At 73.0% G+C, this 12,867-nt stretch carries 17 protein-coding genes; 8 read left to right on the forward strand and 9 right to left on the reverse strand.

The window, feature by feature from the left end:
* Positions 1-72: 72 nt before the first annotated feature.
* On the forward strand, positions 73-1,515 hold the full coding sequence (locus C229_RS0119085; protein WP_018656703.1) for an aldehyde dehydrogenase family protein: 1,443 nt from the start codon (positions 73-75) through the stop codon (positions 1,513-1,515).
* Here C229_RS0119085 and C229_RS31125 read toward each other — a convergent pair.
* Positions 1,502-2,725, reverse strand: coding sequence for a methyltransferase family protein (locus C229_RS31125; RefSeq protein WP_018656704.1), 1,224 nt, complete (start codon positions 2,723-2,725; stop codon positions 1,502-1,504). The genes C229_RS0119085 and C229_RS31125 overlap by 14 nt on opposite strands.
* The gene (locus C229_RS0119095) at positions 2,722-3,600 is read right to left on the reverse strand and encodes a hypothetical protein (protein ID WP_018656705.1); all 879 of its coding nucleotides are present in this window, start codon (positions 3,598-3,600) and stop codon (positions 2,722-2,724) included. The genes C229_RS31125 and C229_RS0119095 overlap by 4 nt, the downstream gene beginning before the upstream one ends.
* Positions 3,601-3,683: 83 nt before the next feature.
* On the opposite strand from C229_RS0119095, the gene C229_RS0119100 reads away from it, so the two are divergent.
* A complete protein-coding gene (locus tag C229_RS0119100; RefSeq protein ID WP_018656706.1) occupies positions 3,684-4,301 on the forward strand; it encodes a TetR/AcrR family transcriptional regulator in 618 nt (205 codons plus the stop codon).
* Here C229_RS0119100 and C229_RS0119105 read toward each other — a convergent pair.
* From C229_RS0119105 to C229_RS0119120, 4 genes are all read right to left on the reverse strand, one after another.
* Positions 4,267-5,460 (reverse strand): YibE/F family protein, encoded by a 1,194-nt coding sequence (locus C229_RS0119105; protein WP_018656707.1) that lies wholly within the window; start codon positions 5,458-5,460, stop codon positions 4,267-4,269. The genes C229_RS0119100 and C229_RS0119105 overlap by 35 nt on opposite strands.
* A 33-nt stretch (positions 5,461-5,493) precedes the next feature.
* Positions 5,494-6,438, reverse strand: coding sequence for a cation diffusion facilitator family transporter (locus C229_RS0119110; protein WP_018656708.1), 945 nt, complete (start codon positions 6,436-6,438; stop codon positions 5,494-5,496).
* 3 nt (positions 6,439-6,441) lie between these two features.
* Positions 6,442-6,945 carry a GNAT family N-acetyltransferase gene (locus tag C229_RS0119115; protein ID WP_240487343.1) on the reverse strand — a complete coding sequence of 168 codons (504 nt, stop codon included), beginning with the start codon at positions 6,943-6,945 and terminating at the stop codon, positions 6,442-6,444.
* A gap of 81 nt (positions 6,946-7,026) precedes the next feature.
* On the reverse strand, positions 7,027-7,218 hold the full coding sequence (locus C229_RS0119120) for a DUF4236 domain-containing protein (protein WP_018656710.1): 192 nt from the start codon (positions 7,216-7,218) through the stop codon (positions 7,027-7,029).
* A gap of 271 nt (positions 7,219-7,489) precedes the next feature.
* On the opposite strand from C229_RS0119120, the gene C229_RS0119125 reads away from it, so the two are divergent.
* Together C229_RS0119125 and C229_RS34370 are read left to right on the forward strand one after the other, a co-directional pair.
* Positions 7,490-7,777, forward strand: coding sequence for a DegT/DnrJ/EryC1/StrS family aminotransferase (locus C229_RS0119125; RefSeq protein ID WP_205624518.1), 288 nt, complete (start codon positions 7,490-7,492; stop codon positions 7,775-7,777).
* Positions 7,768-7,926 carry a hypothetical protein gene (locus C229_RS34370; RefSeq protein WP_155884929.1) on the forward strand — a complete coding sequence of 53 codons (159 nt, stop codon included), beginning with the start codon at positions 7,768-7,770 and terminating at the stop codon, positions 7,924-7,926. Before C229_RS0119125 ends, C229_RS34370 begins: the two co-directional genes overlap by 10 nt.
* 2 nt (positions 7,927-7,928) lie before the next feature.
* Here the strand turns inward: C229_RS34370 and C229_RS0119135 are convergent, their stop codons facing one another.
* Complete coding sequence (locus C229_RS0119135) at positions 7,929-8,981, reverse strand: DNA polymerase domain-containing protein (protein ID WP_018656713.1); 1,053 nt, start codon at positions 8,979-8,981, stop codon at positions 7,929-7,931.
* Positions 8,982-9,051: 70 nt separating this feature from the next.
* Here C229_RS0119135 and msrB point away from each other — a divergent pair, with 70 nt between their 5' ends.
* Complete coding sequence (gene msrB, locus C229_RS0119140) at positions 9,052-9,453, forward strand: peptide-methionine (R)-S-oxide reductase MsrB (RefSeq protein ID WP_018656714.1); 402 nt, start codon at positions 9,052-9,054, stop codon at positions 9,451-9,453.
* Between the two features lie 3 nt (positions 9,454-9,456).
* Here the strand turns inward: msrB and C229_RS0119145 are convergent, their stop codons facing one another.
* Together C229_RS0119145 and C229_RS34375 are read right to left on the reverse strand one after the other, a co-directional pair.
* The gene (locus tag C229_RS0119145) at positions 9,457-9,882 is read right to left on the reverse strand and encodes a hypothetical protein (RefSeq protein WP_155884930.1); all 426 of its coding nucleotides are present in this window, start codon (positions 9,880-9,882) and stop codon (positions 9,457-9,459) included.
* A complete protein-coding gene (locus C229_RS34375) occupies positions 9,873-10,451 on the reverse strand; it encodes a hypothetical protein (RefSeq protein ID WP_155884931.1) in 579 nt (192 codons plus the stop codon). Before C229_RS34375 ends, C229_RS0119145 begins: the two co-directional genes overlap by 10 nt.
* Before the next feature lie 384 nt (positions 10,452-10,835).
* Here C229_RS34375 and C229_RS0119155 point away from each other — a divergent pair, with 384 nt between their 5' ends.
* From C229_RS0119155 to C229_RS0119165, 3 genes are read left to right on the forward strand one after another with little or no spacing between them, the layout of a single operon-like run.
* On the forward strand, positions 10,836-12,458 hold the full coding sequence (locus C229_RS0119155) for an L-lactate permease (RefSeq protein ID WP_018656717.1): 1,623 nt from the start codon (positions 10,836-10,838) through the stop codon (positions 12,456-12,458).
* A 36-nt stretch (positions 12,459-12,494) separates the two neighbouring features.
* Positions 12,495-12,677, forward strand: coding sequence for a hypothetical protein (locus C229_RS34380; RefSeq protein ID WP_155884932.1), 183 nt, complete (start codon positions 12,495-12,497; stop codon positions 12,675-12,677).
* Between the two features lies 1 nt (position 12,678).
* Positions 12,679-12,867 carry a hypothetical protein gene (locus C229_RS0119165; protein ID WP_018656719.1) on the forward strand — a complete coding sequence of 63 codons (189 nt, stop codon included), beginning with the start codon at positions 12,679-12,681 and terminating at the stop codon, positions 12,865-12,867.

The raw sequence follows: 12,867 nt of genomic DNA on the forward strand, positions 1-12,867 counted from the left end.
GGGACTACCGTCACACGTTGAGCAAGCGTACGCTTGGTTGCCGGGATCTCGGCCGAGCGAAAGGGACGCCGCATGACGCGCGACTATCGGAACCTCATCGGCGGTGAGCTGCGTGCGGCGGCCGACGGCGGCCTGCTCGACTCGGTGGACCCGTCCACCGGTGCGGTGTGGGCGCGGATTCCGCGCAGCGGCCCGGCCGACGCGGAAGCGGCCGCGGCAGCGGCCCGCGCGGCGTTCCCGGCCTGGTCGGACCTCCCGGCGGCGGTCCGCGCGCACCACCTGCGCAAGGTCGCGTCGGTCATCGGCGAGCACGCGCGGGAACTGGCGGAGCTGGAGACCCGCGACAACGGCCGCACGATCACCGAGACGTCCCGCCGCGACCTGCCCGCCATGGCCTACCTGTGGGGCAACGCCGCCGCCGAGTGCACGGCGGCCGTGCAGGGCCGCACGGTGGACTTCGGCCCCGGGAGCCTCGGCCTGACCCGCCGCGAACCGTACGGGGTGACGCTCGGCGTCATCCCGTGGAACTCCCCGATCTCGACGTTCTCGGCCAAGGCCGCGTTCGCTCTGGCGGCGGGCAACACGGTCATCATCAAGCCGGCCGAGCAGGCGACGGTGTCGTCCCTGCGCCTGGGCGAACTCCTGGCCGACGTGCTGCCGCCCGGCGTCCTGAACGTCGTGTCGGGCCTGGGCGAGGAGGTCGGCGACCCGCTCGTCCGCAGCCCCGAGGTCGACAAGATCAGCCTCACCGGCTCGGTCGGCACCGCCCGGGCCATCACCCGCGCGTCAGCCGACTCCCTGAAGCCCCTGGCCCTGGAACTGGGCGGCAAATCGCCCAACATCGTCTTCGCCGACGCCGATCTCGACCGGGCCGCCCCGGGCGTCACCACCCAGGCGATCTACACGGCCAACGCGGGCCAGATCTGCTACGGCGGCTCGCGCGTCCTGATCCAGCGCCCGGTCTACGACGAGATGATCGACCGCATGACCGAGATCGCCCGGGGCGTCCGCCTAGGCGCCCCGTCCTCCCCCGACACCACGATGGGGCCCATCGTCTCGCGCGACCAGTTCGACCACGTCACGTCCTACCTCGACCTGGCCCCCGAGGAGGGCGCCGACCTGGTCTTCGGCGGGCGCTCCGGCCCCGACGCCGTCGAGGACGAGGCTCTCAGGAACGGCTTCTGGGTCGAACCCACCCTCTACGCGACCACCGACAACTCCCTCCGCGTCTGCCAGGAGGAGATCTTCGGCCCGGTGGCGGTGGCGCTCCCCTTCGACACCGAGGACGAGGCCCTGGCCCTGGCCAACGACTCGCCCTACGGCCTGGCCGCCGGCGTCTGGACCCGGAACCTCGCGACGGCCCACCGCATGTTCCGCCACCTCCGCACCGGCACCGTCTGGGTCAACACCTTCCGCAAGGTCATGTTCCCCCTGGAGGGCGTCAAGAACAGCGGCTACGGCCACGACTCGGTCCTCGCCTACACCCGCGAGAAGGCCGGGATCATCGAGATCTAGCCGGTTCGGCGGCCGGGCCCGCGCCGAAGGCGTCGGCGCAGAGGCGGGTGAAGTGCCGGGGGCCGGGGAGCAGGAGCGTCCAGGCGAGGACGGCCCAGCCGAGGTGCAGGTGGGTGACGGCGTGGCACCAGGCGGACGGGCCGTCGGCGGTGAGGCCGTCGTCGCGTTCGTAGGTCATGCGACGGAGGCCGGACGGGTGCCGTTCGGCCGGGCGAAGGGCCAGCCGTACCGGGTTCCGGGCGCGGAGCCAGGCTTCGACCGGCCGGCAGCGGCCGCAGGTGGCGGCGATCCAGATCGTCGCGTCCGGCTGGGCTCCGCGCAGGCGGGGCAGCCACGGGCGGACGGTCCGGCGGTAGGTCGTCCAGGCGGCGCCGTGCGCCTCGGTGAGCAGGGCGTTCTCGTGCCAGGACGCCAGGCCCGCGCCGTAGGCGGCGGCCGTGGCCGCGCCCAGCAGGAAGACCGGGTCCAGCAGGGCCAGGAGCAGGTAGACGGCCGTCATGCCGGTCTGCATCGGGTTGCGGACGTAGGCGTACGGGCCCGTCGTCACCAGGCGCGGCGGCGGGTCGTAGGGCAGCGGGGTACCGCCCGCGCGGGCGAACTCGGCCACGGCGGCGGCCGTGACCGCCAGGGGGACCAGGGCCGCCTGGCCGACCAGCGCCAAGGCCCACGTGGGACGGGACGGGACGTCGCTCAGCGCGATCGGCAGCCCGAGCATCAGCACCGACGCGGCCACGGCCTGCAACGCCACGCGGGCGCGCAGGTGACGGCCGTCGAGCGTCCAGCGGGCGAGCAGCAGACCGGGGACGAGCGCGGCCACCGCCGCGACCGACTCCCCGAGCAGCCAGTCGCCGCCGAGCAGCACGACCGGCTCCCCCAGCGGCATGACGGCCAGATCAACCCAGACCGCCGCACCCGCGACGAGCGGCCACGGCAGCGCCCGCAGCGCGAGCACGGCCGCCCCGCCCCACAGGAAGGCCCAGCCGAGCAGCAGGTCCACCGGGACACCGGCGACGACGCCGCCCTCGGCCGCGAACGTCCACCAGCCCGCGCGCAGCGCCAGCGCGTTGACGCCCGACAGCGCCGCCAGGTTCCACGCGACGCCCAGCACCAGCGCCGCAACCTCGCGGCGGGACGGCCGGCGCAGCAGCGCGGCGGTCGCGAGCAGCGGGACGAACAGCGCGACGCCCCGGATCAGCGCGGGATCGGTCATGGCCGGGTGAACGTCTCGGCGAGGTAGGCCGCCGCCTCGGTCATCGCGCGGCGCTGCACCGGCCCGAAGTACCAGGACGGGTCGAACGTGCGCTCGTACCGCAGCGTCACCGCCAGGCGCGGGCCGGTCCAGCGGAACTCGGCCTCGGTGAGGCGCAGCCAGCGGGCGAGCGTGGTGTCGCGGGTGATCGCGAAGACGGCGTGGTCCGGGCCGGAGCGCAGCACGGTGAGGTCCATCGCGCGGGGCTCGGGCTTCGCGGTGAGGCCGAGGGAGCGGCGGGGCGTGAACGTGATGTGCCGGGTCGCGCCGGGCGTGAGGCCCGAGCCGTCCGCCGTCACGGGACGCGGGAACTTCAACCGGGCCATCCCCGCCGGGATCGGCCCGAACTCCGGCGGCGCGGCGAGCGCGGCGCCGGGATCGAACCCCGCCGGGGCCGTCCGGGCGGCCGACGCCTCCGCCCCGCGCGGCAGCGACCCCACGGCGCCCTCCGCGCTCAGCAGCAGCGGCACGATCAGCAGCGCCGACAGGCCCCGGCGCCGCGCGGCGTTGAGGATCAGCCCGACGACCAGCCCGCACAGGTAGAACAGCGGCGCCGCCATGACCAGGCACACGACGCCCTCGCCGAGCAGCGGACCGGCCAGGGCGAGGCCGACGGTGATCGTCGCCGTGATCGTGCCGAGCGGGCTGCGCGGACGGGCCGTGGCGACGACCGTCAGCGCGATCAGCGCGGGGACGCCGACGTAGAACAGCGCGGTCTGCTCCAGCCCGCTGTGGCCGAGGACCTTGACGGCCAGCATCGCGGCGAACAGCGCCGCGACGACGCCGAACAGCGTCCGGCGCGCGGCGCGCTGCCGCCGCGGATCGGGGACGACCATGGGCCACCTCGTTCAATCAGTCGGTTTAATCACTTGGTTAAACCGTATGATGAACGAAGCTGTCAACCCCGAGGAAGGCCCGTGTGACCAAGCAGAACAGCGCGGAGACCAAGGAACGCCTGCTCGCGGCCGCCGCCGCGACCGTCCGGACGGAGGGCTACGCGGGCACGAGCGCGCGCACGATCGCCAAGGCGGCGGAGTGCAACTCGGCGCTGGTCTTCTACCACTTCGGCGGCGTCGACCAGCTCCTGCTCGCCGCGCTCGACCGGTCGTCGGAGGAACGCATGAAGGCCCACAGCGCCGCCGTCGCGGACGCGCGGACGCTGGAGGAACTGGTGGAGGCCGCCACCGGGATCTACCGCGCCGACATCGAGGGCGGCCACATCACCCTGTTCAGCGAACTGGTCGGCGCCAGCATCGCGCGGCCCGAGTTGCGGGCGGAGATCGTCGCCCGCGCCGAGCCGTGGATCGCGTTCGTCGAGGAGACGCTCGACCGCGTCATCGGCGGCTCACCGCTGGCCCGGCTCATGCCGCCGCGCGACCTCGCCTACGCCGCGATCACCTTCTACCTCGGCGTCAACCTGTTCACCCACCTGGATGCCGACCGCACCCGCACCGACGCGCTGTTCGACCTCGCCGGACGGGTCGCGCCGCGCGCCCGGCTCCTCACCCTGCGTCTTCCCCGGCGGCGCGACGGCTAGGCACGTCCTCGCGGCGGACGCGGGCCAGCGTCGCCGCCGCCAGGGCCGTCGTCAGCGGCACCGCCGCGATCAGGCCGAGGGTGCCCGCGACGGACCGGACGATCTCCTGCGCGATGATCGGGCTCGTCATGACCTCGGCGAGCGGTTCGCGGCCGATGCTGAACAGCAGCAGCAGCGGCAGCGCCGCCCCCGCGTACGCGAGGATGATCGTGTTGATCACCGACGCGATGTGCGCGCGGCCGACGCGGGCGCCCGCCCGGTACAGCTCGGCGAAGCCCGCCGCCGGGTTCGCGCGCGCCACCTCCGAGACCGTCGCCGACTGCGTGACCGTGACGTCGTCCAGCACGCCGAGCGCGCCGATGATGATGCTCGCCAGCAGGATGCCGCGCGCGTTGATCGAGTGCTCGGAGTCCAGGAAGAACGAGCTGTCGTCGGTGATGCCGTTGAGGTGGGTGAACCCGATCGCGAACGTGGCGAGCAGGCCCGTCAGCACCAGGCTCGCGATCGTCCCGACGACCGCGACCGTCGTCTCGACCGTCACCCCGTGCGTCAGGTACAGCACGATGAACATGATCGCGGCGGCGCAGACGATCGCCGTCCACAGCGGCGGCGCCCCGCCCACGATCGCCGGGATGAGGAAGAACAGCAGCAGCGCGAACGTCACCGCGAGCCCGACCAGCGCGCGCAGGCCCCGCCACCGGCCGAACGCGACGACGGCCAGCACGAACGCCGCCCCGATGATCCACAGTTGCGTCGCGCGCTGATGGTCGCTGAGCTGGTACGGATTGTCGGTGATCTCGGCGTTGTGCAGCAGGACGACCTTGTCGTCCACCAGGTAGACGTGGCTGCCGGGCCCGTCGTTCAGCGGCACGTTCACCGCGCGCCCGGCGCCCGGCCCGTCCGCGAGCAGCACCGTCGCCTGCCCGCACTTGCGCGGATCGACCCGCTCGTTGGCGCACGGCGTCAGCCGGACGCTCGTCACCGTCCCCGCGTACTTCTCGATCCGCGCCCCCTCCTCGCCGGACGGACGCACGTCACCCGGCCACATCAGCACGAGCGAGGCCAGCGTCAGCAGCGCGAGCGGCGCGATCACCGCCAGGCAGGCGAGGACGACGGGACGGGAGGCGGGGGTCTTGCGGTGCGAGTGGCCGGCGCCCACGGGCGGGTTCTCCTTGGCGGGACGGGGGCCGCTTCACTCGTCGGCCCGGGTCTCCTCGGACCGTACCGGCATATCGGCACGATCGAGACCTATGTCGTCGTAGGAGACGGGGTCCTCGATGGGCTCCAGGTGCGTGAACACGGTCGCGTGCGGGATCGCCCGGCGCAGCGCCGCCTCGACCTCCTCGGCCTCGTCGTGCCCGCGCTGGACCGTCCACGCGCCGGGCACCAGCAGGTGCAGCGAGACGAACGAGCGCCGCCCTGACTGCCGGGTGCGGACGGCGTGGAAGGCGACGCCGTCGCGCTCGAATCCGGCCAGCACGTCGGTGATCGTCTTCTGTTCGGCGGGATCGACGGCGCGGTCCATCAGCCCGCCGCCCGAGCGGCGCAGCAGCCCCACCCCGGCCCGGACGATGTTCGCGGCGACGAGCAGCGCGATGATCGGGTCGAGGACGTACCAGCCGGTCAGCGCGACGGCCGCGACGCCGACGATCACGCCCGCCGACGTCCACACGTCCGTCATGAGGTGTTTGCCGTCCGCTTCGAGGACGATCGACCGGTACCGGCGTCCGGCGCGCAGGAGCAGCAGCCCGACCGCCAGGTTGATCGCCGACGCGACGGTCGTGACGATCAGGCCGACGCCGACGGTCTCCAGCGGCTGCGGGTCCAGCAGCCGCCCCACGGCCGTCCACGCGATCGCGACCGCCGCGACGAAGATCATCACGCCTTCGGCCCCGGCGGAGAAGTACTCGGCCTTGGTGTGCCCGAAGCGGTGCTCGTCGTCGGGCGGCTTGCTCGCCCAGCGCAGCGCGCCCAGCGCGACGACGGCCGCGACCAGGTTCACGATCGACTCGGCCGCGTCCGACAGCAGGCCGACCGAGCCCGTCAGCGCCCACGCCCCGGTCTTCAGCCCGATCGTGACGACCGCCGCCGCGACCGACAGCCACAGCAGCCGGAACAGCCTGCGCTCGTCGGTCACCGGTCAGTCCCGGCCGGCGACGGTGCTGCGGCGCTCCAGGAACACGACGTCGCGCCAGACGCGGCGCCCGCCGAACGTGTGCGCGCCCATCCGCTCCCGGACGCCGAGGACGCGGAAGCCGAGCGCCTGGTGCAGGTGCAGGCTCGCGGCGTTCTCCGGGAAGATCCCCGCCTGGAGCGTCCAGACGCCGCCGCGCTCGCTGGAGTCGATCACGGCGCCGAGCAGCGCACGTCCGACGCCCCGGCCCTGCGCGGCGGGGTGGATGTAGATCGACACCTCGGCGACGCCCGCGAAGACCGGACGCGGCGAGATGGGTGACAGCGCGACCCAGCCGAGGACGCGTTCGGCGTCGCGGGCGACGAAGCGGTGCTCCGGCGTCTTGGCCGCGTCGAACCGCTCCCACGTGGGGACTTCGGTGTCGAAGGTCGCGTTCCCACCCTCGATTCCGAGGCGGAAGATCCCGAGCACCTCGGCGGCGTGCTCGGGCAGCATCGGCGTGATCTCCACGCCGTCCACTCTACGGACCCGTGCCCCGCCACCTGCTGAGCGGGGCGGACGCGCGCCCCGGCGCCCGCCCCGGCCGTCGCGTCAGCGGCGGCTCTTCACCTGACGGCGCCACGAGATGCCGGTGCCGGGAATGCGGAGCGTCGTGTGCTTACGTCCGTCGGCGCCCTTGGTGTAGCGCACACCGCGCCCGCCGACACTGTGCCCGACCCCGCCCCGGGAGAAGTTGAGCCGGAAGGGCCCGAACTTGAGCGACTTACGGTAGGTCCAGCCCATGGTGTCTTCCTCCTTGCGAGTCGCGGCGGAGGTTGCCCCGGGGATCTCGTTCTAACCAAAGCCCTGATCACGGCATCGGTCCCGCCGCGACCGTCGTCCGAGGACGGAACCCGCTGGGCGCGCACGTGTCGGCACACGCTTCCCGGAATGCGCGGCCGGGCCCGAACCCCCTTGCAGGAATTCTCCCCGGCGGCGAAGACGGCAGTTCGTCCGCATTTCCGGAACGCCCCGGAATCGTGCGCCCGGTCACCCGGCCCCGGTTGTCAGCGTCGTGACATACGTGGTGCCGTGCAACGGCATCTCCAACCGGCTCGGCGCCCGCCACGTCCAGGCCACCAGATCCTGCACCAGCGCGCTGTACCTGGCGGCGCAGGTGCCCGGCCTCGGCCCCGGCGACGAGGTCATCACGACGCCGCAGACGTTCTGGGTGACGACCTGGCCGCTCCAGGCGCGCGGCTGCACGATCCGGTTCGCCGACATCGACGCCCGCACCCTCAACCTCGACCCGGCCACCGTCGAACCGCCGGGTTCCGGGTGTTCTCAGCCGGAATGGTGGTAGGGCGCCTCGCCGCCGTCCGCATCCGCGCGCGCCTCAGCACGCACGGGCTCGTCCTCGGCTGCGCCGTGATCGCCGCCGCCGGGGCGGCGTTCGCGGTGGCCGTCCCGCACCCCGGCGCGAGCCTCGCGACGCAGTTGCGGACGGGCTGACCTCAGTCGTCGCGGGCCTTGCTGGGCTGCACGCGCTTCGGCTCCCCCTTCATCTTCGGATAGTTCGGCGGGTAGGGCATGTCACCGAGGCCGTGGTCGCGCTCGTCGCGGTCGGCCAGCTCCAGCAACGGCTCCAGCGAGTGCGCCACGTCGTCGATCTCGGCGTGCACGTCCCCGATCTCGGCGAACCGGGCGGGCATCGTCGCGATGGTGAAGTCCTCGGTGGCGACGTCGGGCAGTTCCTCCCACGTGACGGGCGCGGACACGGTGGCGTCGGGAACGGGGCGGACGCTGTAGGCCGACGCGATCGTGCGGTCGCGCGCATTCTGGTTGAAGTCAACAAAGATTTGCTCGCCCCTTTCCTCCTTCCACCATTTCGTGGTGATCTCGGCCGGAGAGCGGCGCTCGATCTCCCGACCGAACGCCAGCGCCGCGCGCCGCACCTCGGTGAAGGTCCAGCGCGGCTCGATCCGCACGTAGATGTGGACGCCGTGCTTGCCGGACGTCTTCACGAACCCCCGGTAGCCCAGTTCACCGAGCAGCTCGCGGGCGGGACCGAGCGCGACGCGGACCGCGTCCGCGAACGTCGTGCCGGGCTGCGGGTCGAGGTCGATGCGCAGTTCGTCGGGATGGTCGACGTCGTCCGCGCGGACCGGCCACGGATGCAGCGTCAGCGACCCCAGGTTCGCCGCCCACGCGATGACGGCCAGCTCCGACGGCGCGACCTCGTCGGCGGACCGGCCGCTCGGGAAGTCGATGCGGGCGGTGCGCACCCAGTCGGGAGCGCCCTTGGGCACGCGCTTCTGGTAGAACGCGTCGGCGTTGCGGCCGTCCATGCGGGTCGCCAGTTTGGCGCCCTCGAAGACGCCGGACGGCCAGCGCTCCAGCGTCGTCGGACGGTCGCGCGTGGCGCGCAGCACGCCCTCGCCCACCGCGAGGTAGTACTCCACGAGCCGACGCTTGGTGTAACCATGCTCGGGAAAATAGACGCGGTCGGGATTGGACACTTTGACGAGCCGTTCCCCGACGGGAATCTCGATGTACGGCGAGGCCATGCATCGCACGTTAACCCAGGGGTCCGACACCGGACGTCGGCGGCCCGCGAGCATGACGTAACGTCGGGGTATGGACAAGATTCGCAAGAGTGACGAGGAATGGCGGGCACAGCTCAGCCCGGAGGAGTTCCACGTCCTGCGCGAGGCCGGGACGGAGCGCCCGTTCACCGGCGAGTACACCGACACCAAGACCGTCGGGGTCTACCACTGCCGCGCCTGCGGCGCCGAGCTGTTCCGGTCCGACACCAAGTTCGAGTCGCACTGCGGCTGGCCGTCGTTCTTCGAGCCGTCCAAGTCCGAGGCCGTCGTCCTCCTGGAGGACCGGGCGCTCGGCATGGTCCGCACCGAGGTGCGCTGCGCCACCTGCGACTCGCACCTCGGGCACGTCTTCCACGGCGAGGGCTACGACACGCCGACCGACGACCGCTACTGCATCAACTCGGTGTCGCTGCGGCTCGAATCCGTCGAGTAGGGGTCAGTCCACGCGGCAGTCGTCGGTCGCCGTGCGGCGGTTGGCGAGCACGATCGCGCCGTCGTCGCGGCTGTGGCCGTGGACGAAGACGCGGGGCGTCTCCTCGCCGCCGTCGGTGAGGAAGCGCGCCGCCCAGCCGCAGAGCCGCAGCGCGGGGCGCGCGTTCACGTCGCCCTCGCCCAGGTCGGTGTAGACGCGCAGGTAGTCGCCGCTCTGCCACACGTCGGTGACGTGGCGGACGGCGTCGCCCTCGTGGTCGCGGAGGCGGAAGTAGGCCAGCGCCTCGGCCCGCGCGTCGTCGGCGCCGGGGCGCTCGTCGTCCGGCGGCTGGACGCGGGCGGCGGGGCCGCTGCGCGCCGCGACCTCCGCGCGCGGCGTCTCGCGTCCGCCCGCCGCGACGACGGCCGCGCCGAGCACGATCACCGGCACGCCCACTGCCGCGCCCGCCAGCACGACGCCGCGTCGTCGGCGCGGAGCGCGGGACGCCGCGCGGTGCCGACCGGCCTCGATGCCCGCGATGACGGTGCGGGCGGCGCGACGCGCACCGGGCCGCCGCCGCGCGGGCACGACCGCACCGAGAGCCCGCAGCACGCGACGCGCGAAGCCGGACGTCCCCCGGCCTCCGGCGCGACGCCGCCGCGTTTGCGGAACGCCGCGCTGCTCCGACCCAGCACCGCGCCCTTCTGCCTGCGGAACATCACGCAGATCCGGCCCGGCACCGCGACCCGCCTGCGGAAGATCACGCTGATCCAGCCCGGCGCCGCGTCCCGCCCGAGGAACACCACGCTGATCCGGCCCAGCACCACGGCGTCCAGCCTGCGGGACGTCATGCTCGTCCGGCCCGACACCGCGACGACCCGCCCGAGGAACATCACGTTCATCCGGCCCGGCGCCACCGTGTCCTGCCCGAAGAACGTCACGCTGATCCGGCCTCGCGTCGCGGCGTCCGGCTTCCGTGGCGTGGCGCGAGACGGCAGGCCGTTCCGGCTCAGTGCCATGACGTTCCGCCTGTGGGGCGTCGCGCTGTTCCGGTTCGGCGCGGCGGCGGCTCGGAACGGCGGCGCCCACGGTTCGCAGCGCGCGACGGGCGGCCCGGGTCGCCGTCCGGCGGCGGGCGGGCGTGGCGGTGGGCTTGGCGTGCCTGCCGCGCGTACGTTCCGGTGATGTCTCGGTCACGGTGCGTACGCTACCGGGCGGACGGGCGCTCCACCCCCGTTTTCGCGCACTCTCACAGCGAGGTCCGGCGCGACCGGGTGTTGGCGTGTTTCGCGGACGAGTCTTGCCCGATCTTTACTTCCGGGGGCCGGGCGTGTCGGCGCGCCGGGATATGGTCACGAAGAGTGATCGAATGACCACCGAACGTCGCCGTACGGAGCCGCCGCATGACCGAGTCCACCGTGCCGATCAACGTCGGCACCTGGCTGCTCGCGATCAGCGTGATCGTGCTGCTCGTCGTGCTGCTGGCCGTCCTGCACTGGAAGGCGCCGCAGGCCGGGCCGGTGGGCATGTTCCTCGCGGTCGTCGTCGCGGTGGTGTTCTTCCAGGCGCCGTGGGAGACGATCGCGGTCGCGACCGGCAAAGGCATCTGGGACGCCGTCTTCATCCTGCTGGTGATCTGGCCGTCGTTGCTGCTGTACCAGGTCGGGGTGGCGTCGGGGGCGTTCGAGGGGCTGCGCCAGGGCCTGTCGCGGTACAGCCGCAACCACGTCTTCCTCGTGCTGGCGTTCGGCTGGGTGTTCGCGTCGTTCATGCAGGGCATCGCCGGGTTCGGCGCGCCGATCGCGATCGTGGCGCCGCTGCTGCTGGCGATCGGCGTCCGGCCGGTCTACGCGGTGGCGATCCCGCTGATCGGGCACGCCTGGGCCAGCATGTACGGCACGCTCGGCGTCGGCTGGATCGCGCTGCTCCAGGTCGTCGACATCGACGACGAGCTAGGCACCGCCCTCGCCACCGCCGCCCTGCTCGCCCCCGTCACGCTCGTCTCCGGCGTCACGATCGCGTGGATGGCGGGCAAGGGCCCGGCGCTGCGGCTGGCCTGGCCGCTCATCCTCATCGTCGCGGCGCTGCACGGCGGCATCCAGTTCGTCGTCATGTACTGGGAGCCGCTGCTGTCGAACTTCCTCGGCGGCGCCGCCGCGCTCGCCGCGCTGTACCCGCTGTCGCGCTGGTCGCGGTTCAGTCGCGCCGCCGACGACATCACCGACCGTCCGGCCATGCGCGACGACGGCGAGTCCGACGCCGAGGAGGCCGAGGAACCCGCCGTCATGAGCCTGCCGTGGGCGCTGCTGCCGTACGCGCTGCTGACCGCCGTCTCGGTGCTGACGCTGACGATCCCGCCCGTCGAAGACCTTCTCGGCCGGTTCGAGCTGGGCTTCCCGTTCCCCGAGGTCACCACCGGGTACGACGTCACGACCGAGGGCGAGTCCACCTACGACCCGATCGCGCCGCTGACCCATCCCGGGTTCGCGCTGATCGTGTCCGTCGTCGTCACCTGGCTGGCGTTCCGCGCGCAGGGCTTCTTCACGGCGCAGCGCCGCAAGGAGGGCGAGCAGCCGATCTTCTCGGGCCTGGTGACCAACGCGGCGCCCGCGTCGCTGGCCATCCTGTCGTTCCTGGTGCTGGCGAGCGTCATGGAGCACTCGGGGCAGATCGAGGTGCTCGCCGAGGGCATCGACGCGGTGCTGCCGCCGTGGCTGTCGGCGTTCTCGGCCGCGTTCATCGGCATCCTGGGCGCGTTCATCACCTCCAGCAGCACGTCGGCGAACGTGCTGTTCGGCCAGTTGCAGCAGAACATCGCGACCGGCGCGGGCCTCAACCCGACCGGGTTCCTCGCCGCCCAGGGCGCGGGCGGCTCGGTCGGCAACACGTTCGCCCCGGCCAACATCGTGCTCGGCACGAGCACCGCCGGGATCGTCGGCCAGGAGGGCAGGGTCCTGCGGATGACCCTGCCGTGGACGCTCGCCGTCGGCGTGCTGCTCGGCCTGCTGACCCTGTTCTTCGTCTGACCACGGGCCGGTGCGACCGGCCGGAAGGGAGCGACCGTGCGGGAGCCCATGTGGCAGCTCGTGGCGATGCTGCTGTTCCTGCTGGCACTGCCGGCGCTCAGCGCGGGCACCGAGAACGACGCCCCGGCGCTGTGGATCACCGGCCTGCTCGCGGTCACGGCGGCGGCGGCCGTCCCGGTCGTGCTGAAGTTCGCACCGCTCGACGACGAGGAGAGCTGACGTGAAGCACGAACGCCGCCGCCGCACGACGCACGGCGAGCGCGACCCCCTGCTCGTCGAGGACGCGACCGCCACGTTCGCCCCGTCCTACCGCGAGAACGCGGTCGTCTTCGGCCCCCGGCACCGCCGGGGCCTCACCACCGAACGGTTCGCGAAGCCCGAGCCGTCCACCGCCCGCACTGGAGGCTGA

The organism is Actinomadura flavalba DSM 45200, assembly GCF_000374305.1.
Classification (GTDB): domain Bacteria; phylum Actinomycetota; class Actinomycetes; order Streptosporangiales; family Streptosporangiaceae; genus Spirillospora; species Spirillospora flavalba.